Here is a 20898-nt window from a genome sequence, read left to right as displayed (position 1 = left end):
CGCATCAGCCGAGGAGTCGGCGTATCGCCGTCTCGGGTGCCACCGACAGGTCGAGCGTCCTGCCGCGCGCGTACTCTCGGAACACCCGCGGGTCGATGTAGCTCCCCCGCGCCACCGCGATGGTGTTCCCGAGCGCTCCGGCCGTCGCCAGCACGGCGAGCCTCTCGGCCCGTCGTCGCTCCTGACGCGCGTCGAGCACCCCGATCCTCGCGAGAGCGTCCGCGGCGAGGATCGTGCCGTGGAGCGTGCGGAAGTCCTTCGCCGAGTACGCGGCGCCGGCGATCTCCCGCAGGTAGCTGTTGATCTCGCCTGACGTGATCCTGACGCGTCGACGCCCCTTGCGATAGGCGAGCAGCGCCGAGCGAGGCGATCCGGCGGAGAACTCCTCGATCGCGTCCGCGAGGTCGGCGTCGTCGACCTCGATCGCCGCTACCCGACCGCTCTTCGCGGGGAAGCGGAGAGACACCCTCGCGCCGTCCACCCGCACGTCCCGCCGCTGCAGGGTGCTGAGCCCTCGGCTTCCGTGCGTTCTCAGATAGCGCTCCGACCCGATGCGCAGCGCCGCGTCGTCGAGCAGGCGGAACGCGACGGCAAGCGCACGCTCGCGCGTGAGACCCTCGGCCCGCAGAGCCCCGGTCGCGCGCCGTCTCGCCAGCGGCAGCGCCTCGGCCAGCATCAGCGCTCGGGAGAACTTGCGACGATCACGGCGGGTGCGCCACAGCGGGTGGTAGAGATACTGCCGCCGTCCCGCGTCGTCGACGCCCACCGCCTGGATGTGGGCGTGCGCGTCGGCGGCGATCCAGACGTCCGTCCAGGCCGGCGGGATCACGAGCTCGCGGATGCGCGTGCGATCCTCATCCCCCGCCGCTTCGCCCTGCGCGTCGAGATAGCGGAACCCGCGCCCCGCACGCACTCTGCGGAACCCGGGGTCCTCTCCAGGCACGACCCGCACCAGCGTGACCATGCGCGCTCCCTCCGCCCGAGCTCCTCCGGTCGACCTTGCCCCGTCTTCCCGGGCGCCGTGAAGGGCGTGGCGCGCAGCGAGAGGTCGTGCTAGGCGCCGCGCTTCTCGGGTGCGGCGAAGACCGCGCGCATGTGATCACTCGTGAGGAAGTCGGCGATGCCGATCATGATCAGACTGAACACGATCTGCTCGGTCACCATCCACAGCGGGTACAGGCCGGGTATCGCCGCCAGCACCAGGGTGATCACGGGGAAGATCTGGGCGAACAGCCTCAGACGCAGATACGCCCAGCGCCATCCGAGCGACGCCCGCCATGCGAAGTAGAACAGGGTCGCCGTCATCGCGAGCACGACCAGCGTGCGCATCCACACCGAGAACGGCACGGGCTCGCCCTGCGTCGCGAGGATCAGTGCCACGACCACGGCCCCCACCCCGAGCACCAGCTCGACGACGAGCAGCCAGATGATCCAGGTGAACGCGCGTCGCGTCCGAGGGTGCGTCCGGTCCCCCTCGTCGATCGCGTAGCCGGCCTGACGCCCGCCCGCGATGCGGTCCAGGCGGAGGAACAGGGATTCGAGAGGCATACGCGAAGCCTATTCCGGGCCGACCTCTCCCCCATCGTCCGAACGATGGAGATCAGCGGATGCCGGAGCACGGCACCTCGTTCAGACGGTTCATCGGACCTCCCCTGGGCCGCCATCGGCTGCGGTGCTAGTTTGTGCGGATGACCGACGTCGCCCTCATCACCGGAACCTCCTCAGGCATGGGCCTGTTCACCGCCGTCGAACTCGCGAAACGAGGGCTGCAGGTCGTCGCGACCCTGCGCGACACCGGACGATCGGATCGTCTTCGCGCCGCTGCAGCCGCCGCGGGTGTCGACCTCGACATCCGCGCACTCGACGTCGTCGACCATGCCGCCGCCGCAGAGCTCGTCGACGCCGTGACGCGCGACCACGGGCACATCGACCTGCTCATCAACAACGCAGGCCAGGGCAACGTCGGCACCGCGGAGCTGCTGCCCATGTCGCAGATCCGTTCCCAGCTCGAGGTCAACTACCTGGCGCCGGTCAACCTCACCAAGCTGGTGCTCCCCGGCATGCGCGAGCGCGGTCGAGGGAGGATCCTCACGGTGACGAGCGTCGGGGGCGCCGTAGGGCAGCCGTTCGCCGACGCTTACTGCGGCGCGAAGTTCGCGGTCGAGGGCTTCATGCAGTCCCTCGCGGTGGTCGCCGAGCGGTTCGGCGTCCAGGTCGGGGTCATCGAGCCGGCGGCGGTCGCGAGCGAGTTCGTCGCGAATGTGGAACGGCCTTCGGATGCGGGCCCGTACACTCCGCTGCTCGCCGCGTACATCGCGCGCTCCACGGGTGCGTTCGCCAACGCGCAGTCCGCGGAGAGCGCCGCGGTCGCGATCGCCGACGCGGCGACCGCGCAGGACTTCCGGTTCCGCACCCAGACCTCACCCGGTGCGACCGCCTTCGTGAGCACCTCGCTGGCGGATGCCGACGGCGAACGCGTCCTCGGTTTCACTCGACCCTGGATCGGCTGATCTCCGTCACGCGTCGACGGTCACGCCGTTCGCCGCCTGCGGAACGACCCGCTCGAGCGCGAGCGCGAGGAGGCAGACGATCAACGCGCCGGCGACCATCACGCCGATGAACCAGCCGTCCAGCCCCTCACCGAGCATGACCCCGGCGACGAGAGGCCCCGTGATCGCGCCGCCCTGGAACGCCGCCGCGTTGATCGCGTTGTAGCGTCCGCGCGTCCTGTCGCTGGCGAGGTCGTTGTAGATCGCGGGGACGGTCGGCTGCAGCATGGTCTCGCCGAACGCGAAGACCCCCATGTATGCGATCACTCCGATCGCCGCCGCGAGCGTACCGGGGAGGAAGCCCGTGGCGCCGAGGATGATCCAGGACGCCGCCCAGATCAGCGCCATCACCTGCATCACGCGGGTGCGTCGCCTGCCGTTGATGAGCTTGAGCACCGCGAACTGCAGCAGCACGATCACCGCCGTGTTGACGGCGAACGCGAAGCCCACGACCTGCGTGGAGACGCCGGAGACCTGCCGCGCGAAGGCCGGGAACCCCGCCTCCATCTGGCCGTAGCCGATGAACACGGAGATGAACGTCAGAAGCGTGAGCCAGAGCACGGCCGGACGCCGCAGGATCTCGCGATACCCGCCGGACTTCGCCTCGCCGTCGGACTCTTCCGAGTGCGTGCGGACGTTGCGCAGCGGGCCCAGCAGCAGGCCGAGCGGGATGAGGCATGACAGCGCGTCGGCGAGGAAGATCGCGGTGAACGTGCCCGGGTCGTCGACGTTCACGAAGAAACCGCCGATCACGCCGCCGACCCCGATCCCGAGGTTGACGAGGGCGAAGTTGACGCCGAAGTACTGCTGGCGTACCTCCCCGTCGACGACGGCTGCGATGAGGGCGTTGAATCCGGGCCACGAGACGCCGAAGTTCACACCGATCAGCATGACCGCGACCGTCGCGACCGCCGGGTGGGTGGCGAAGGCGAGCAGCACGCAGCCGGCGATCATGGCGAGAAGCCCGACGATCAGGACGCGTTTCGCCCCGATGCGGTCGATCAGCGTGCCTCCCGGCCCCGTCACGACGAGACCGGTGATGGCGATGAGACTCATCAGCGCGCCGGAGAAGCCAAGGTCGAACCCGCGCACCTCGTGCAGATAGATGATCGTGAACGGCAGCGTGAGCCCACGTCCGAGCGTCTGGATCGCGACGGTGGACAGCAGCCACCGCCCCTCGACGGGCAGGGCGTTCCAGAAGCTTCTCATTCCGACCACCCGTGCATTCTTCCGGATGCCGGGGACATTCTCGGACCACGCCGGATTGTCCACGCCGTCCCCTGTCTGAGATCATCCTGAGTATGGCCATGTCTTTCGAGGATTTCCGCGCATCACTCCTGAACGCCGATCAGCGGGCAGCGCTGGGGATCCAGCTGTCGGACGCCGACGCCCAGCTCGTCGTCGCCGATCCGGCATCCGCGCAGAACTGGTACGGATACTGGCTCTCCACGCTCCCGCAGACCCCGCCCCCGCCTGCCGCGCCTGCACCGGCTCCGCAGCCGACGCCCGCCCCTGAGACGACGCAGCAGCCTGCGCCGTCGCCCGAGCCGCAGCATGCCGCCACGTTGCCGTACGAGGCGACCCCTGCGCCCTTCCCCGGCGACGTCCAGCAGACTCTCCCGATCCACGACACCGCCGTCCACGATCCGCAGCAGCCGACCGCCTACGCCGCGGCGTCTCCGTACCCCGACTACGCTGCATCGCCCGCGGAAGCCCCTGCGAAGAAGTCGCGCGTCGGGCTCTGGGTCACGCTCTCGATCCTGTTCGCACTGATCCTGATCGCCGTGCTCGTGGTGGTCTTCGCGCTCGTGACCGCGCGGCACTGGGTCAAGACCGACGTGGCGGCGCAGCCCGAGACGTTCCACAGCGAGGAGTACAAGACCGGAAGCTACGACGTCACGATGGACACGGTGGACCCCTGCTGGGTCGACCAGGACTGGACCGACTGCATCAACGCGATGGCGGCGCAGTACGACGCCAACTGCGCGGGCGTCACCCTGACCGACACCGCGACCTCCCTCTGCAGTGACTACCTCGCCGAGATCGATCGCATGAGGGCCGAGGACACGGGAGACTTCATCGTGGCGACGCTCGGCGGTTGGGGCAGCCTCCACCGTACCGAGGAGGTCTCGACCAGGCAGGTGTCGAACAACGACGACAAGCCGGCCGTGACGCACAAGGCCGTCTGCTACCTGGGCTTCCTCGGAGAGTGCAAATAGCGGCACCCCGCGGGTCAGCGGTTGCACCTACTGTGGAGTCGCTGACTGCGACGGAGACGAGGACCGATGTCGGAACTGCAGAACACCCTGGATGGCCACATCGCACGCGGCACGGCTCCGGGAATCGTCGTCGCCGACGGCGACCGCTCCGGGTCGATCGCGATCACCTCGTCGGGCGACCTCTCCCCCGACGCGATCGTGCGGATCCAGTCGATGACGAAGCCCGTCGTCGCCGTCGCCGCTCTTCGACTCGTGCAGGACGGACGTCTCGACCTGGATGCCGCCGTGCACGACTGGCTCCCTGAACTGCGCGACCGGCGCGTGCTCCGCACCCCGGAGTCGCCCTTGGGTGACGTCGTCGCGGCAGTGGGGCCGATCACCGTCAGGCATCTGCTCACCAACACCTCCGGGTACGGAATGACGACCACACCATGTCCTCTGCACGACGCGATGGTCGCGAACCGCACGGAGGCCGGGCAGGAGGCCGTCGAGCTCGGTGCGCAGGACTGGCTCGACGCTCTCGCGACCCTACCGTTGATGTGCGAGCCTGGGCACGGGTGGCGCTACCACCACTCGTTCGGCATCCTCGGCATCCTCCTGTCCCGCCTCGTGGGTCGGCCGCTGGAGGAGCACCTCGCGGTCGATGTCTTCGAGCCGCTGGGGATGATCGACACGGGGTTCACCGTCCCGGCCGAGAAGGCCCATCGACTTCCTGCCGCCCACCGCCACGATGACGAGCAGGGCCTGATCGAGATCGAGCCGGCCGGCGCGGGCTTCTACGTGGCGCCCGCCCCCTTCGACCTCAGTCACGCCGAACTCGTCTCGACGGCCGCCGACTACTCGGCGTTCGCGACGATGCTCGCGAACAGCGGGCGAATCGGAGACGACACGTTCCTGAGCGAAGACCTGGCTGCGCAGCTGCGCAGCGATCAGGTGCCCGCGTCGGTCAAGACCCCGGACAGCTTCTTCCCGGGATTCTGGGACGGCATGGGGTGGGGATTCGGCGTCGTCGTGCACACCGAAGGCCCCCGCCGCGGCCGCTACGGGTGGTCGGGCGGACTCGGCACCGACTTCTACATCGACGCGGACGGTTCCTTCCGCGTCGTGTTGACGCAGGTCGAGATGGGCGCGCAGGTAATGGGTCTCTTCGCAGACCTCAGCTGACCTCGCCGCGCGACGACCCCTATCAGCCCGCGCAGGTCTGCGCGGAGTCGGTGAGATCTCGCAGCCGTCCGCTGCTCCCGGCGATGTCCAGGACATTCAGCGTGAGGATGCCTGCGAACTCGTGCAACTGCGTCGCTGCGCAGCCGTCCCACTCCCCTGAAGGAGCACGTAGATACTCGTCCTCGAAGTCGGCGAGGAGGAGTGCGTAGTGGCGGGCGACCGCGGATTCGCCGATCACCTCCGAGCTGCAGGCCAGTGAGACCGCATCGAGGGACTGCTTTGCCTTGCCCCAGTCGAGGAGCCTGGAGTCGCGGTCCAGCGGGCGCAGCGAGTACCCGGCAGTCAACTCGCTGAGGCTTCCCCTGAGGACGATCAAGCTGTCGACACACCGTTGATCGGCCGCGTTTCGACGCTCGTTGACGGAGATATCCGTCGCCACCTCTGCGGACCAGGATGTCAAAGCGATCGAGACGATCAACGCGATGACCGCACAGAGGAGGGCAAGGAAGGCCATCGCGAAGATGCCCGCCTGAAACCTCCAATTGCCGTCATGGAAGAACTGCTTCCATGGGGCCGCCGGTTCTGTCTTCTGCTCGACACCCTTTCGAAGCAGCCGCGACGGGGACAGCCGGATGTGACGTTCACGATACGGACGGCGAGTCATCGCGGGCCTCCCTGCACGCCGATGCACGGCGTTCCATCCCCGTTCAACAGATCGCATCGATCGTCAGCGTCGTCGGCACCATCTGGACGACGCCGTCGTACGAGGCGTACCCGCGAACCTCCGCCCATCGGCCCCCGCACTCGAAGTCCTCCGACGTGCTGGCAGTCAAAGCGACGGCTATCGATATGCGCTCGGCCGACCGGTATCTGTCGGGGACGATGATCCACCGCAATCCCGACGGCTCCGAGATCTTCCCGGTGAGAACCTCCCACTTGCTCCATGCCATCGACTCCGCGTCCCAGGTGCTGATCTCCACCTTGTCCGATCCGTGCTCGAACCCCGGTGACGAGATGACTCCGAGGTATAGCGGCTCAGTTCCGCCCTCGTCAGCCGGATTCGAGTAGGTCACGGTCGTGCGTACCTGGCTTCCCGGGCGGATCCTCTTGTCGTAAGAACTGGTCGAGGTGCTGACAGACAGTTCTGCGTCTGGCGCACCCACCTCGACCTCGAAGACGATCGCGCCTTTGCATGCGTTCGTGCCGTCGAGGACGCCGTCGAAGCCGTCGCACCCGACGGGAAGTCCTTCGGCGCTGACGAGACGCTCCCAGTCGACGGGATGACTCTGTCCGCCCACCTGCATAACGGCCGAGTCCTCGCGCACCTTCAGTTGCAGCGTCTCGTTCTCCTGAGTCCTCAGCGCGAGAGTCATCCACACGCATCGGGGGATCGTATTGTCGGCGCAGATCTCCGCACGCGACTGCGCATTGCTCGTCACCGACTGTGGAAAGTCGAGGGAGATCCGCGCATTCGTCGTGGCGCCTTCGGTGATGTTCTCAGCGACGTCGTTCCAGAAGTACACGGTGGCCGCGAACGTGTCCCCCGCATGAAGATCCACGTTGCGCAGCTGCGTTTCGGACCCCGGAGCCCTGAAGAAGTAGAAAGCGGTCTCATCGATGTCGTGCGAGTCGTCCACGATCGAGTTGATCACGGGTGCTCCGGCCGGATGGCAGTATGTGAACTTCGGCCGATCGGGCCCCCAGGTCCACCGCTTCTGTTCGGAGTCCATCGGCAACTGCGGCAGCAGGTCGACCTCCGGTGCTGCGGTGGGAAGCGGATCCACCGGTTCGGCCTGCTCCGTGCCCTCGTCATCCGCGCACCGCACGGGTGCAGACGTCGGTGACGCCGACGCAGAAGGCGTCGGCCCCACCCGTTCGGCAGTAGAGACGGGTGCACAGCCCGTCGTGATGAACAGCAGAGCCCCGCACGCGAGTCCGAGAGCGAGCATTCCGACACGCCCGGAGACAACCGTCTTTCTGCTCATCTGGCCCCGTCCTGGTCCTGGAGACGAAGTACTTCGTCGCCGCATCCTATCGAGCGGGACGGCTGCGATCACCGAAGATGTCGCTCATCACCCGACGACCCCATTGTCACGGTTCACGCGACCGACTGTCGTCAGGTCTCGATCAGAGCCAGCTGCGTGCCGTCGAGATCGACGAGATAGGCGATGCGCAGCCCCGAGCTCTCCAGCCGGGGCCCATGCAGGCGCGGAAACCCCGTCTGCGCGATGGGGATGCCTGCCCCCGTCGCCGCGGCCCAGAGGTCGTCGAGGTCGGCGACGCGGATGCTGCAGCGGAACGAGCTCGACTGGGGGTCGAGATCGGGGTACGGGAAGAACTCGAGCTCGACCGAATCCCGTTCGAGGATCAGCCAGCCGTCGTCGCGAAACGTCTCGCGGAAGCCCATCCGCCCGTAGAAGCGACTGGTCGCCGGGAAGTCCCGCGACGGCAGGTTCGGAACGGCGCGGTCCCGATTCATGCCTGACCCTCGTTCTCGGCGAGGAGCCGTTCGAGATCCGCGCGCAACGCTGTCGCCCGTTCCGGAACTCGCGGGAGAGCCACATCGACGATCCGACGCGCCAGCCCCCGATCCCCCACCAGGAGCGCGACGCGCGCCCAGGTGCGCAGCTGCGCCGGATGGAGATCCCCGTCCGAAGAGCGGCGAGCCTGCTCATGGAAGCCGGCGGGGAAGTCGCTCAGCGGTCCGAAGAAGGCGTCCGCCTGCCTCTGCCACTCCGACACCAGGAAGGCGACGGACTCGGACGCCTCGGCATCCGTCCGCCCGTACGCGAACTCGGCGTCGGAGGAGTTGCGGAAGCCGGAGACGATCGAACCGCGCCACGCGCAGTCGTACTCGCGCATCGACGCAACCGGAACGGCATCCCCACCGGCGACACCCCCGAGCGCCGGCAGGTGGGCGCCGATGTTGATCTGGAAGACCGCGCTGCGCGGGCGGTGCTGCACCTCGACGACGTGCACGACGGGACCGTCGAGCTCGCGTCGGAGCACGTCGCCCATGCGGGCGAACCCGGCAGCGGTGAGCAGCGGGAAGAACTGCCTGCGCAGCTCGCTCGCGATGGTCTTGCGATCCATGAAGCACCCCCGGTTCGTCTGCGGTTCAGCTTAGCGATCAGACCCCGTCCGAGAAACGATGAAACCCCCGGGTGACCGGGGGTTTTCATCGTGCTGGGGTACCTGGACTCGAACCAAGAACAACTGAACCAGAATCAGCCGTGTTGCCAATTACACCATACCCCAAGGGCGAAACCTGAGCCTCGCACCGAGATTCAAGCTTACCCGAGCGGTGGCCGAACGCCAAAACGGCCGCTCCGGCACACCGCCCGGGCGCGTCGTCAGCTCTGGAGCGAGGACGACAGCGCGCGAAGGCGACGCAGCGACTCGTCCTTGCCGAGCAGCTCCATCGACTCGAACAGCGGCGGAGACACACGGCGGCCCGTGATCGCGACGCGCGGAGGACCGTAGGCGACGCGCGGCTTGAGCTCCAGGTTCTCGACGAGTGCGGTCGCGAGGGCGTCCTGGATCTTCTCGGGCGTGAACTCCTCGACCGGCTCGAGCGCGGCGACGCACGCGTCGAGCACCTCGGCGGCGTTCGCCGGGAGGCCCTTGAGCGCATCGGCCTCGTAGGAGATCTCGTCGGTGAAGAGGAAGCCGAGCATGCCCGGCACCTCGCCCAGCAGCTGCACGCGCTCCTGGACGAGCGGCGCGGCGCGGAACGCCAGCACCAGCTGCTCGTGCGTCGGCTCGTCGAACAGACCGGCGGCGGCGAGGTACGGGATCGTCCGCTCGGCGAAGTCCTTCACTTCCAGCATCCGGATGTGGTCGCCGTTGATCGACTCCGCCTTCTTCTGATCGAAGCGCGCCGGGTTCTGGTTCACGTTCACGATGTCGAAGGCCGCCGTGAACTCCTCCAGCGAGAAGACGTCGCGGTCGGGGCCGATGGACCAGCCGAGCAGCGCGAGGTAGTTCAGCAGACCCTCGTGGATGAAGCCGCGGTCACGGTGCAGGAACAGGTCGGCCTGCGGGTCGCGCTTGGAGAGCTTCTTGTTGCCGGTCTCCCCCAGCACGAGCGGCATGTGCGCGAAGCGCGGCACGAAGGTCGTCACACCCGCGTCGATGAGAGCCGCGTACAGCGCCAGCTGGCGAGCGGTGGACGGCATGAGGTCCTCGCCGCGCAGCACGTGGGTGATCCCCATGAGCGCGTCGTCGACCGGGTTCACGAACGTGTAGAGCGGCACCCCGTTGGGGCGCACGACCACGAAGTCGGGGAAAGAGCCGGCCGGGAAGGTGACCTCGCCGCGGATCAGGTCGACGTAGGTGAGGTCTTCATCGGGGACGCGCAGACGCAGCGCGGGCTGACGGCCCTCTGCACGGAACGCCTCCTTCTGCTCCTCGGTGAGGTCGCGGTCGTAGTTGTCGTAGCCGAGCTGCTTGGCGCGGCCGTTGGCCTCGTTGCGCGCATCGATCTCGGCGGCGTCGGAATAGCTCTCGTAGAGGGCGCCGCTCGCGACGAGCTTGTCGATCACGCCGCGGTAGATGTCGTGGCGCTGCGACTGGCGGTACGGCTCGTGCGGGCCGCCGACCTCGACGCCCTCGTCCCAGTCGATCTTGAGCCAGGTGAGCGCGTCGACGAGCTGACGGAAGCTCTCCTCGCTGTCTCGGGCCGCATCGGTGTCCTCGATGCGGAACACCATCTTGCCGCCGGTGTGGCGGGCGTACGCCCAGTTGTAGAGTGCGGTGCGCACCATGCCGACGTGCGGCAGGCCGGTCGGAGAGGGGCAGAAGCGGACGCGGACGTCGGCACCGCTGGCGGTCGTGGTGAGGGGGTGAGGAGTAGCCATATCCCCTCGATTCTACCGGGAGCGGATGCCGTCTCCCCGTCTGCTCCGCGGGCTCAGCGGGCCGCGCTCACCGCGATCGCCGCGGAGTGCTCCAGTGGCAGCAGGTCATCGATGACGCGTTCGGCCGCCACGGTGTCGAACGCGTGGCGGAAGCGCTCCCTGTCCGCGGCACCGAGAGAGGCGTAGAGCGCACCGGCGCCCGCCACACCGCCCTCCACCGACGTCCACAGCGCACCGGGATCGGCCTTCCAGACCCAGGTGTGCTCTGCCACATCGAGTGCAGCGAGGCCAGCCTCGCGCAGCATCCGTTCGAAGCCCTCTGGCGTGCGCTCGAACTCCTCCTCCGGGGCGAGGCGCCCTCCGGCCAGAGGCACCACACCGGCCCGCTCCGTGACCTCGGCCCACAGCCAGGAGGGCGAGCGCGTCCAGATCGAGGCGATGACGGCGCCCCTACTCACCCTGCGCAGCTCGGCCGCGGCGGAGCGCGGCGAGTCGACGTGGTTGAGCACGAAATTCGCGACGGCCACGTCGAAGTCCTCGTCGTCGAACGGGAGGGACGGTAACCGCCCCGCAACGGTCTGGATGTGCGGATGCCGGCGCAGCGACTCGCTCCGCATGGTCTCCTCCGGCTCGCAGGCCGTGACGCTCCAGCCCTGCTCCGCCCACGCGGCCGCCAGGGTGCCGTCACCGGAACCCACATCGACCAGGTCGCGACCGACCGCCGGCCCGAGCATCGCGCTCATGACGGGCAGCGTGCCGGCGCAGAGCGCCGCATACGAGGCGGAGTAGGCCTCCCCGACGCCCGCCCAGTCCTTCATCGCGAACCGGAGCGGCCGAACGGCGACATCACGACGATCGCGACCACGATGACGGATGCCGCGATCCCGAGTCCCGCGTACTGGAAGTTCGACAGGATCACCCCGGCGAGGACCGCCCCCGCCGCAGCGGACAGGCTCATGAGCGAGTCGCTGCGTCCCTGCCGACGCGTGCGCAGCTCGGCGGCGCTCGCCTCCGTGAGCAGCGCCGCACCCGCGACGGTCGCCGCGCTCCATCCGAGGCCGAGCAGGATCAGAGCGACGATGACGCCCCACGCCTGATCGTTCGCGAAGACGGCGAACCCGAGGGCTCCGGCCAGCAGCGCCTGCCCCAGCAGGACGACGCGCAGCCGACCCCAGCGGTCGGCGAGGATGCCGAAGAGAGGCGACAGCGCGTACATGCCTCCCACATGGAGAGCGATCGTGACACCGACGAGCGCGGAGACGTCGGCGGGCGTGGTCTCCATGCCGTGCATCGCGTGCGCCATGTGCGAGAGATGCACGGGCGTCATCGCCATCACCGAGGCCATCACCACGTGAGAACCCGCGACCGCGAAGATCGCGTACCGCGCGACGACGGGGCTGTCCTTCCTGACGATCCCGGCCGCCGCGGCCGCGGCTGCAGTGGCGAGCTTCTGCGCCGCCAGCAGCGGATCGGGGCGCAGCGCCACCAGGTACAGGATCAGCGCGGCGCACTGGGCGACGAAGGAGAAGGCGTACGAGCCCGTTTGCGGCGGCATCCCGAGCGCGTGCCCCACGACCTCGCCCGGCCCCAGCAGCAGCGGCCCAGCCACTCCTCCGATCGTGGTGGACCACACGACGATCGACAGGTCACGGCCGCGATGCTGCGGCGCCGCGAGGTCGGTCGCGGCGAACCGCGACTGGAGGTTGCCTGCGTTGCCCGCCCCGATCGTCAGGGTGCCCAGCAGGAGCAGTGGGAAGATGCGCAGCGCGACGGCCAGCACGACGATCGCGATGCCGGTCAGCGCGAACACGTTGCCGAGGGTCAGCGCGCGACGGCGCCCGAACCGTGCCGCCATGCGGGCGAGCGGGATCGAGCACAGCGCAGGGCCGAGCGTCACCGACGCGGTGGCGAGTCCGGAGAGGCCGTCGTTGCCGGAGAGGTCTGCGGCGAGCAGCGCACCGAGGGAGACCGTGGCGCCGAACGCGATGCCGCCCAGCACCTGACCGAGCGACAGGACGAGGACCGTGCGGCGCTGGACCTCGACCTGTCGTTCGGGCGTGAGGGTGGTCACTGCGCGTCGCGGACGGAGTTGCGCAGGATGCCGAGGCCGGTGATCTCCACCTCGACCGTGTCGCCCGCCCCGAAGGCGCCGACTCCGGCCGGAGTCCCGGTGAGGATCACGTCGCCGGGGAGCAGCGTGAACACCGCGGAGGCGTACTCGATGATCGCAGGGACGGAGTGGATCATGTCGGTCAGCGGCGCATGCTGACGCACCTCGCCGTTCACACGGGTCTCGATGGTGGCGGATGCCGGGTCGAAGTCGGTCTCGATCACGGGGCCCAGAGGGCAGAACGTGTCGAATCCCTTGGCCCGAGACCACTGGCCGTCCTTGCGCTGGAGGTCGCGCGCGGTGACGTCGTTGCCGATCGTGTAGCCGAGCACGTGGTTCAGCGCGTCCGCCGCCTTCACGTTCTTCGCGACCCTGCCGATCACGACGGCGAGCTCGCCCTCGTACTCCGTCTGCTGCGACAGCGCGGGCCGGATGATCGCGTCGCCCGGACCGATCACGGCCGTGTTCGGCTTCAGGAACAGCAGCGGCTCCTCCGGCGCCACTCCCCCCATCTCGGCGGCGTGGTCGTGGTAGTTCTTGCCGACGCACACCACCTTGGAGCGCGGGATCACGGGAGCCAGCAGCGCGGCATCCGCCAGCGGCACGCGGGCACCTGTCGTCTCGTATCCCGTGAACAGGGGGTCACCGGCGAGCACGACCAGGTCGGACTCGTCGACGATCCCGTACATGATGGCGTCGTCGTGGCTGAATCGTGCGATCTTCACCCGTTCAGCCTAGCCAGCCGCGCTCCTCTTCGAGACCCCGACCGACGTCGAGACCCCCGCCGGCCCGGTGGGGCAGACGGGGGTCTCGGCGATGCGGCGCGCTCGGGGCGCGAGCGGCGTCAGGCGTCCAGACGGACCAGCCAGCCGTGACGGTCCTCGCGGCGGCCGTACTGGATTTCGGTGAGCTCCTCGCGCAGGGAGAGCGCCAGCTCGCCGAGGGGCTGCGGCTCGTCGAACCCCTCTCCGACCAGCGCGCCGATCGGCGTGACGACCGCGGCGGTGCCGCAGGCGAAGACCTCGACGATGTCTCCGGAGGCCACGCCCTGGCGCCACTCGTCGATCGAGATCGGCCGCTTCTCCACGGTGTAGCCGCGATCCTCCGCGAGCTGCAGCAGCGAGTCGCGCGTGATGCCCTCCAGGATGCTGTCGGACTCGGGCGTGACCACGCGGCCGTCCTTGAAGACGAACACGACGTTCATGCCGCCGAGCTCCTCGACGTAGCGGTTCTCGTTCAGGAACACGACCTGGTCGCAGCCCTTCGCGCTCGCCTCGCTCTGCGCGAGCAGGCTCGATGCGTAGTTGCCGCCGGTCTTCGCCTTGCCCGTGCCGCCCTTGCCCGCACGCGCGTAGTCCTCGGACAGCCAGATGCGCACCGGCTTCACACCACCGGAGAAGTACGCCCCGGCGGGGCTCGCGATCACGTAGTAGGCGACCTTCTGCGCCGCGCGGACACCGAGGAAGGCCTCCTTGGCGAACATGAACGGGCGCAGGTACAGGCTCTGATCGGCGCCGGACGGAACCCAGCGGCCGTCGACGGCGATGATCTCGCGCAGCGACTGGATGAAGTATTCGGTCGGCAGCTCCGGCAGCGCCAGGCGACGGGCGCTCGCCTGCAGGCGCGCTGCGTTGCGATCGGGGCGGAACGTGTGGATCGACCCGTCGGCGTGACGGTAGGCCTTGATGCCCTCGAAGATCTCTTGCGCGTAATGCAGCACGGAGGCTGCGGGGTCGAGCGGGATCGGGCCGTAGGGCTGCACCCGGGGGCGGTGCCAGCCGCCGTTCACCGACCAGCAGATGTCGACCATGTGGTCTGTGAACACCACGCCGAAGCCGGGGTTCTCCAGGACCTCGGCGACCCTCGCCGGCGTCGCCGCGTTCAGGTTCTTCGTGACCGCGAACTCCAGCGGAGCCACGGTCGCCTCGGTGTCGATCGTCGTCATGTCGTCATCCGTTCCTCGTGGGTGGGCGCATCATCGCGCTGCTTCAGCCTACGCCTGTCGTTCAGAGGCGCGCGGCGATCGCGGAGCCGATCTCCGCCGTGCTGCGGGCGCCGGTGCGCGCCGCGATATCGGCCTCGACGGCCGCGCTGACTCTCACCGACTCCTCCGCCAGGCCGAGGTGGTCGAGCAGGAGCGCGATCGACAGGATCGCCGCGGTCGGGTCGGCCTTCTGCTGGCCGGCGATGTCGGGCGCGGAGCCGTGCACCGGCTCGAACATCGAGGGGAAGGCGCCGTCGGGGTTGATGTTGCCCGACGCGGCGAGACCGATGCCGCCGGTGACCGCGCCGGCGAGGTCGGTGAGGATGTCGCCGAACAGGTTGTCGGTGACGATCACGTCAAACCGCGACGGGTCGGTGACCAGGAAGATCGTCGCGGCGTCGACGTGCAGATAGTCGACCTCTACGTCCGGGTGCGAAGCGGCGACCTCGTTCACGATCCGCTGCCAGATGGCGCCCGCGTGCACGAGGACGTTGGTCTTGTGGACGAGCGTGACCTTCTTGCGACGGCGCTCGGCGAGCTCGAAGGCGTAGCGGACGACGCGCTCGACGCCGAACGCCGTGTTCACGCTGGTCTCGTTGGCGACCTCGTGCGGAGTTCCCGTGCGGATCGCTCCCCCGTTGCCGACGTACGGCCCCTCGGTGCCCTCCCGCACGACGACGAAGTCGATGTCGCCGGGGTTCGCGAGCGGTCCGGGGGCGCCGGTGAAGAGCTTCGACGGACGCAGGTTGACGTAGTGGTCGAGCGTGAACCGCAGGCGCAGCAGCAGCCCCCGCTCGATGTTCGCGTCCTTGAGGCGCGGGTCTCCGGGCTGGCCGCCGACCGCGCCGAGGAGGATCGCGTCGTGTGCGGCGATCGCCGACAGGTCGTCGTCCGTCAGGGTGTCGCCGGTCTCCAGGAAGCGCGCGGCTCCCAGCGAGAACCGGGTCTTGTCGAACGTGACATCGCTCGCGGCGGTCACGGCGTCGAGGACCTTCTCCGCCTCGGCGATGACCTCGGGTCCGATGCCGTCACCCGGGATGACGGCCAGCTTCACGACACGCGACATGACACTCCTTGCATGAGGGAACCGGCACCCATCGGAACGGATGCCGGTCCCCCCAGCGTACTGGTCAGTGAGACGGGGTCGTGCGCAGTGTGACGGCGGCGATGGCACCCGCCGCGACGACGAGGCCCGCACCGATCAGCGACGTCACCATGACGCCCGACCCGAAGGCCGTCGCCGCGGCATCCCACAGCGCGCCCCCGAGCTGCTCCGGCAGTTTCGCGGCCGCGGTGTAGGCGCCGGCGAGGGTCTCGCGGGCGGCGACGGCCGCATCCTCCGGCAGTCCGGGCGGGAGCACGAGGGCTCCGCGGTAGAACGCGGTGATGATGCCGCCGAGGATCGCCGTGCCCAGCACGGCGCCCAGCTCGTAGGCGGTCTCGGAGACCGCGCTCGCGGCTCCCGCCTTCTCCGCGGGGGCGCTCGACAGGATCAGCTCGTTCGAGATCGTCTCGGCCGCGCCGATGCCGATGCCGAGCACGATGAAGGCGACGACGAGCGGCAGGACGCCGTGATCGGAGGTCGTGAACGCCACCAGCAGGTACCCGGTCACCGAGAACAGCAGCGCGGCGGGGATCAGCACCCGCGGACGCACCCGTCTCGAGATCGGGACGACGAGGAGACCGGCGATGATCATCGCCGCCATGCCGGGGACCAGCGCGAAACCGGCCTCCATCGGAGAGAGTCCGAGCACGAGCTGCACGTGCTGGGAGACGAAGTAGAGGAAGCCGACGAGGGCGACGACGCTCAGGAGATTCACCATGATCGCCCCGGAGAAGGATCCGCGGCGGAACAGGCCCATGTCGAGCATCGGGATCTCGGCGCGGTTCTGCCGACGCACGAACAGGTATCCCATGAGGAGGCCGAACGCCGCGAAGGCGCCCGCCTTCCACGAGGGGCCGTCCACGGCCAGCGTCTTGATCGCGTAGACGACCGGGATCATCGCGGCCATCGACAGCACGATGCTGACGGGATCGATGCGACCGGGGTTCGGGTCACGGCTCTCCGGCACCAGCAGCGGCGCGAGGATCAGCAGAGGGATCAGAACCGGGACCGCGACGAGGAACACGGAGCCCCAGGCGAAGTGCTCGAGGAGGAAGCCTCCGACGATCGGTCCGAGTGCGGCGCCCGCCGAGAAACCGGCCGCCCAGACGGCGATGGCCATGCGGCGCTGCTCGCGATTGCGGAAGATGGAGCGCAGCAGCGACAGCGTCGACGGCATCAGCATCGCGCCGAAGAAGCCGAGCAGTGCACGCGCACCGATCAACAGGCCCGCCGTCGGGACGAAGGCGGCCAGCGCCGAGACGGCCGCGAAGCCGGTCGCGCCGATGAGCAGGAGCTTGCGGCGACCGAAGCGGTCGCCCATGGTCCCCATCGTGACGAGGAGTCCGGCGAGGACGAGCGGATAGACGTCGATGATCCACAGCTGCTCGGCGCCCGACGGCGAGAGCGCCATCGAGATCTCGGGCAGCGCGAAGCTCAGCACGGTGTTGTCCACCGACACCAGCAGCACTGGCAGCATGAGCACGACGAGCGCGGCCCAGCCTCGCGCCCCTACACGGGGAGCATCGGTCTCGGCGTTGTCGACGACAGTGGGGATCGACGCTGTGCGCGTCATGAGGCACCTCTCAGGATCTTCTGCGGCTCAGTTACTGAACCGTCCAGATGGTATAGTAACAGATATGCCCCGACCTCCTCTCGCCCGAGAACGCGTCCTGGACGCGTTCGAGTCGATCCTCATCGCCGACGGAGAGCGGGCGGCGACCCTCGATGCGACAGCGAAAGCGGCTGGAGTGTCGAAGGGCGGCCTGCTCTACCACTTCGGCTCGAAGGAAGAGCTCGCGGCGGGACTCCTCGAGCGGCTCGATGCGCTCACGACGGCGGATCTGGAGCGGATGACGGCGGCGGAGGAGGGTCCGGTGGCCTACTACGTCCGCACCTCGGTCATGGAGGACGATGCGCTGGACCGCGCTCTCATCGCCGCCACGCGCCTGGCCCAGGGCGGATCAGCAGCGGCAGCGGACATGCTGCGCCACACCCGTCACCGCTGGGAGGACACGATCCGCCCTCACGTCCGCGACAGGGCGAGCCTCGACCTCGTCATGCTGCTCAGCGACGGGCTCTACTTCAACAACTCCCTCGACGTGCACGGGCCCGAGCGCCTGGTGCCGCGCAGCGAGGAGCTCGCGGAGCTGATCGCGCTCGTGCTGAGCGCCACGTCACGCTAGTCCCCCAGAGACGCGATGCGCCTCTCCAGGTGACGCCGCACCACCGGGTCAGCGATCCGCACACGCAAGAGGCGGGAGAGGCATCGCGCCTCCCCCGCCTCTCGTGGGCCCGGGTCAGACCTCGGTGAGCTCGATCTGACGGAACAGGTCGGCGTCGATCGCCGTGCGGACGTCGTCGAGGAGCTCCTCGGACACGGGCGAGTCGAGGGTCAGCACGCTGAGCGCCTGGTCGCCCGCCGCGAGGCGGCCGATCTGCATACCGGCGATGTTGATACCGGCCTCGCCGAACTTCTGTCCGTAGACCGCGACGATGCCGGGGCGGTCGGTGTAGAGCATCACGACGTGGTGCTTCTCGATCGGGAGCTCGAGCGCGTGGTCGTTGATCCCGACCAGCTTCTCGGTCTGCTTCGGGCCGGTCAGCGTGCCGGAGACCGAGAGCTGCGTCCCGTCGGAGAGCGCACCGCGCAGCGTGATGACGTTGCGGTACTCGTCACTGACGTCATCCTTCAGCAGGCGCACCGCGATGCCGCGCTGGTCGGCGAGCAGCGGAGCGTTCACGTACGACACGGTCTCGCTGACGATGTTGGTGAAGACGCCCTTGAGCGCGGCGAGCTTCAGCACGCTCACGTCGTAGTCGTTCAGCTCGCCGTGCACCTCGACGTCGAGGCTGGTGAGGGGCGAGGTCGCGAGCGCCGAGAAGATCTGGCCGAGCTTCTCGACCAGGGAGATGCCGGGGCGCACATAGGGATCGATCACGCCGCCGGCGACGTTCACGGCGTCGGGGACGAGGTCGCCGCCGAGGGCCAGGCGCACGGAGCGGGCGACCGAGACGCCCGCCTTCTCCTGCGCCTCGTCGGTGCTGGCTCCGAGGTGCGGGGTGACGACGACGTTCGGCAGCGCGGTGAGGGCGCGCGCGGAGCTGCCCTCCGCCGGGGGCTCCGAGGTGAAGACGTCGAGTCCGGCGCCGGCGATCTCGCCGGCGTTGAGCGCCTCGATGAGCGCCGCCTCGTCGATCAGGCCGCCGCGGGCGACGTTGACGACGTAGGCGGTCTTCTTCATGGCCTGGAACTGCTCGGTGCTGAGCATGCCCGTGGTCTCGGGCGTCTTGGGCATGTGGATCGTGATGAAGTCGGACTCGGCGATCAGCTCGTCGAGCGACAGGAGCTGCACGCCCAGCTGCTGGGCGCGCGCCGACGTGACATAGGGGTCGTAGGCGACCACGCGCATGTCGAAGGCCGCGAGACGCGCGGCGACGAGAGCCCCGATGCGCCCGAGGCCGATGATGCCGACCGTCTTCTCGAAGAGCTCTGCGCCGGTGTAGGAGCTGCGCTTCCACTGCCCCGCGGAGAGCGAGGCGTGCGCCGCGGGGATGCGACGGGCGAGGCTGAGGATGTGCCCGATCGTGAGCTCGGCGGCGGAGACGATGTTCGACGTCGGCGCGTTGACGACCATCACGCCCGCGGCCGTCGCCGCCTTGATGTCGACGTTGTCGAGGCCGACGCCCGCGCGGGCGACCACCTTGAGCTGCGGCGCGTGCGACAGCGCCTCCTCGTCGATGCGGGTCGCCGAGCGGATGAGAACGGCGTCCGCCTCCGCGAGCGAGGCGAAAAGAGCCTCGCGGTCGGTGCCGTCGACGTTGCGGACGTCGAAGTCGGGGCCCAGAGCCTCGATCGTGGCGGGAGAGAGTTCTTCGGCGATGAGCACAACAGGCTTCGGCACAGTGGATCCTTCGGGGCAGCGCGACATGCGGGAGAGGGCCGATGCGCCGCACACCATCGGGGGCGCGATCACGTCAACTGTACCGGAGCAGGATCGCTGCCCCGTGCCGTGTGACGGCAGGATCAGGCAGCCACCAGCTGAGACATGTTGAGGATGCTGTAGCCGAGCAGGCTCAGCCAGAACACCGCCACGACGCCCAGACCGGCGAGCAGCACGAGGCTGAGCTCACCCACGCGGCGCCGACGGCCGATCACGAGGGCGAACACGAAGACGAGGGCAGGGAACACGACCCCGAAGAGCAGCGTCGTCCACCCCGTCGCCGTCAGGCCGCTCTGCGCCATGGACACCAGGTGCGCCACGGCGTTCCACACCGCATAGGCGTAGAAGAGGCCACTGAGACCGATGACCAGCCAGACGATCCACCGCGGAGAACCCGCCGAGATCGAGGGCGTCGTCGTGGATGCGGTCATGATCCGATCACCCCCACGGTGACGAAGGGCCAGGGAACGAGGAGCACCACGCCCAGGAGGAGAACGAGCACGCGGATCCACGCGGCCCTGCCGCGCGTCAGCACCCACGTCGCGAGGAACCACAGGGCGGGGGCCGCGACGGCCAGCACGAACCAGGGCACGTACATGCTGTCGGCGACGATCAGGTTCGCCAGCGGCTTGAGACGGAGCCCGCCGACGACCCAGCCCACGGTGTAGAGCAGGTAGACCCCGCCGACCACTCCCAGGGTGAGGAGCATCCCGGTGCCCAGCGCGGCGGGCGCCTCGTCAGCCTCGGTCGGATCGTCGGATGCCGCGGCATCCGACTCCCCACCCTCCTCGACGACCCTGTCGCTGCCCTTGCCGACGGCGTTCCAGCCCGCGGGCAGCGCGGGTTCCTTCGGCGACGTGCCGTCGTCGCCCTCCCATGTCAGGGCGTCATCGGGATCGGTGCTCATGTCCTCCAGCGTAGGACACCGCGTCCACTAGGCTCAGGGGTGCAAATCGGCTGTGCACGC

At 68.9% G+C, this 20898-nt stretch carries 21 protein-coding genes and 1 tRNA gene; 4 read left to right on the top strand and 18 right to left on the bottom strand.

From position 1 onward, the window contains the following. Positions 1 to 4 precede the first annotated feature (4 nt). Both CQ047_RS05630 and CQ047_RS05625 read right to left on the bottom strand, forming a co-directional pair. Positions 5 to 964 (bottom strand): DNA topoisomerase IB, encoded by a 960-nt coding sequence (locus CQ047_RS05630; protein ID WP_105673306.1) that lies wholly within the window; start codon positions 962 to 964, stop codon positions 5 to 7. Between the two features lie 89 nt (positions 965 to 1053). Beyond that, positions 1054 to 1548, bottom strand: coding sequence for a hypothetical protein (locus CQ047_RS05625; RefSeq protein WP_105673305.1), 495 nt, complete (start codon positions 1546 to 1548; stop codon positions 1054 to 1056). Between the two features lie 140 nt (positions 1549 to 1688). On the opposite strand from CQ047_RS05625, the gene CQ047_RS05620 reads away from it, so the two are divergent. Next, positions 1689 to 2510 (top strand): SDR family NAD(P)-dependent oxidoreductase, encoded by an 822-nt coding sequence (locus tag CQ047_RS05620; RefSeq protein WP_105673304.1) that lies wholly within the window; start codon positions 1689 to 1691, stop codon positions 2508 to 2510. Positions 2511 to 2516: 6 nt separating this feature from the next. Here CQ047_RS05620 and CQ047_RS05615 read toward each other — a convergent pair whose 3' ends face one another. Then, positions 2517 to 3758 (bottom strand): MFS transporter, encoded by a 1242-nt coding sequence (locus CQ047_RS05615; RefSeq protein ID WP_105673375.1) that lies wholly within the window; start codon positions 3756 to 3758, stop codon positions 2517 to 2519. A gap of 98 nt (positions 3759 to 3856) precedes the next feature. On the opposite strand from CQ047_RS05615, the gene CQ047_RS05610 reads away from it, so the two are divergent. Both CQ047_RS05610 and CQ047_RS05605 read left to right on the top strand, forming a co-directional pair. Beyond that, positions 3857 to 4768 (top strand): hypothetical protein, encoded by a 912-nt coding sequence (locus CQ047_RS05610; protein WP_146114273.1) that lies wholly within the window; start codon positions 3857 to 3859, stop codon positions 4766 to 4768. A gap of 66 nt (positions 4769 to 4834) precedes the next feature. Further along, the gene (locus tag CQ047_RS05605; protein WP_105673302.1) at positions 4835 to 5932 is read left to right on the top strand and encodes a serine hydrolase; all 1098 of its coding nucleotides are present in this window, start codon (positions 4835 to 4837) and stop codon (positions 5930 to 5932) included. 22 nt (positions 5933 to 5954) lie between these two features. On the opposite strand, the gene CQ047_RS05600 is transcribed toward CQ047_RS05605, so the two are convergent. The 12 genes from CQ047_RS05600 to CQ047_RS05545 form a co-directional block, all read right to left on the bottom strand. After that, complete coding sequence (locus CQ047_RS05600) at positions 5955 to 6596, bottom strand: hypothetical protein (protein WP_105673301.1); 642 nt, start codon at positions 6594 to 6596, stop codon at positions 5955 to 5957. A 43-nt stretch (positions 6597 to 6639) separates the two neighbouring features. Next, complete coding sequence (locus CQ047_RS05595; protein ID WP_146114272.1) at positions 6640 to 7584, bottom strand: hypothetical protein; 945 nt, start codon at positions 7582 to 7584, stop codon at positions 6640 to 6642. 464 nt (positions 7585 to 8048) lie between these two features. Beyond that, on the bottom strand, positions 8049 to 8411 hold the full coding sequence (locus CQ047_RS05590) for a bleomycin resistance protein (protein WP_105673299.1): 363 nt from the start codon (positions 8409 to 8411) through the stop codon (positions 8049 to 8051). Further along, positions 8408 to 9025 (bottom strand): DUF4304 domain-containing protein, encoded by a 618-nt coding sequence (locus CQ047_RS05585; protein ID WP_105673298.1) that lies wholly within the window; start codon positions 9023 to 9025, stop codon positions 8408 to 8410. The genes CQ047_RS05590 and CQ047_RS05585 overlap by 4 nt, the downstream gene beginning before the upstream one ends. A gap of 93 nt (positions 9026 to 9118) precedes the next feature. Next, positions 9119 to 9190, bottom strand: a tRNA-Gln gene (locus tag CQ047_RS05580). Between the two features lie 95 nt (positions 9191 to 9285). Then, positions 9286 to 10791: a glutamate--tRNA ligase gene (gltX, locus tag CQ047_RS05575; RefSeq protein ID WP_105673297.1), complete on the bottom strand. Its 1506-nt coding sequence runs from the start codon at positions 10789 to 10791 to the stop codon at positions 9286 to 9288. A gap of 53 nt (positions 10792 to 10844) precedes the next feature. Beyond that, positions 10845 to 11609 carry a class I SAM-dependent methyltransferase gene (locus CQ047_RS05570; RefSeq protein WP_105673296.1) on the bottom strand — a complete coding sequence of 255 codons (765 nt, stop codon included), beginning with the start codon at positions 11607 to 11609 and terminating at the stop codon, positions 10845 to 10847. Further along, positions 11606 to 12862 carry an MFS transporter gene (locus tag CQ047_RS05565; RefSeq protein WP_105673295.1) on the bottom strand — a complete coding sequence of 419 codons (1257 nt, stop codon included), beginning with the start codon at positions 12860 to 12862 and terminating at the stop codon, positions 11606 to 11608. Before CQ047_RS05565 ends, CQ047_RS05570 begins: the two co-directional genes overlap by 4 nt. After that, on the bottom strand, positions 12859 to 13626 hold the full coding sequence (locus CQ047_RS05560) for a fumarylacetoacetate hydrolase family protein (RefSeq protein ID WP_105673294.1): 768 nt from the start codon (positions 13624 to 13626) through the stop codon (positions 12859 to 12861). Before CQ047_RS05560 ends, CQ047_RS05565 begins: the two co-directional genes overlap by 4 nt. Before the next feature lie 119 nt (positions 13627 to 13745). Continuing rightward, positions 13746 to 14846 (bottom strand): branched-chain amino acid aminotransferase, encoded by a 1101-nt coding sequence (locus CQ047_RS05555; protein ID WP_105673293.1) that lies wholly within the window; start codon positions 14844 to 14846, stop codon positions 13746 to 13748. A 61-nt stretch (positions 14847 to 14907) separates the two neighbouring features. After that, the gene (locus tag CQ047_RS05550) at positions 14908 to 15951 is read right to left on the bottom strand and encodes a 3-isopropylmalate dehydrogenase (protein ID WP_105673292.1); all 1044 of its coding nucleotides are present in this window, start codon (positions 15949 to 15951) and stop codon (positions 14908 to 14910) included. A 64-nt stretch (positions 15952 to 16015) separates the two neighbouring features. Next, positions 16016 to 17563 (bottom strand): MFS transporter, encoded by a 1548-nt coding sequence (locus CQ047_RS05545; protein ID WP_105673291.1) that lies wholly within the window; start codon positions 17561 to 17563, stop codon positions 16016 to 16018. A 64-nt stretch (positions 17564 to 17627) separates the two neighbouring features. Between CQ047_RS05545 and CQ047_RS05540 the strand changes: the two genes are divergently transcribed. Further along, positions 17628 to 18173 carry a TetR/AcrR family transcriptional regulator gene (locus CQ047_RS05540; RefSeq protein WP_105673290.1) on the top strand — a complete coding sequence of 182 codons (546 nt, stop codon included), beginning with the start codon at positions 17628 to 17630 and terminating at the stop codon, positions 18171 to 18173. 114 nt (positions 18174 to 18287) lie between these two features. Here CQ047_RS05540 and serA read toward each other — a convergent pair whose 3' ends face one another. From serA to CQ047_RS05525, 3 genes are all read right to left on the bottom strand, one after another. Beyond that, positions 18288 to 19892 (bottom strand): phosphoglycerate dehydrogenase, encoded by a 1605-nt coding sequence (serA, locus tag CQ047_RS05535; RefSeq protein WP_105673289.1) that lies wholly within the window; start codon positions 19890 to 19892, stop codon positions 18288 to 18290. Positions 19893 to 20014: 122 nt separating this feature from the next. Beyond that, positions 20015 to 20362 (bottom strand): hypothetical protein, encoded by a 348-nt coding sequence (locus tag CQ047_RS05530; RefSeq protein WP_105673288.1) that lies wholly within the window; start codon positions 20360 to 20362, stop codon positions 20015 to 20017. Then, on the bottom strand, positions 20359 to 20838 hold the full coding sequence (locus CQ047_RS05525; protein WP_105673287.1) for a hypothetical protein: 480 nt from the start codon (positions 20836 to 20838) through the stop codon (positions 20359 to 20361). The genes CQ047_RS05530 and CQ047_RS05525 overlap by 4 nt, the downstream gene beginning before the upstream one ends. Between the last annotated feature and the right edge of the window lie 60 nt (positions 20839 to 20898).

Origin of the sequence: Microbacterium sp. MYb72, from assembly GCF_002979415.1 — a bacterium.
In the GTDB taxonomy this organism is placed as follows: domain Bacteria; phylum Actinomycetota; class Actinomycetes; order Actinomycetales; family Microbacteriaceae; genus Microbacterium; species Microbacterium natoriense.
The sequence above is the reverse complement of the archived record's forward strand: the minus strand, read 5'-3'. Positions and strand labels throughout refer to the sequence as shown.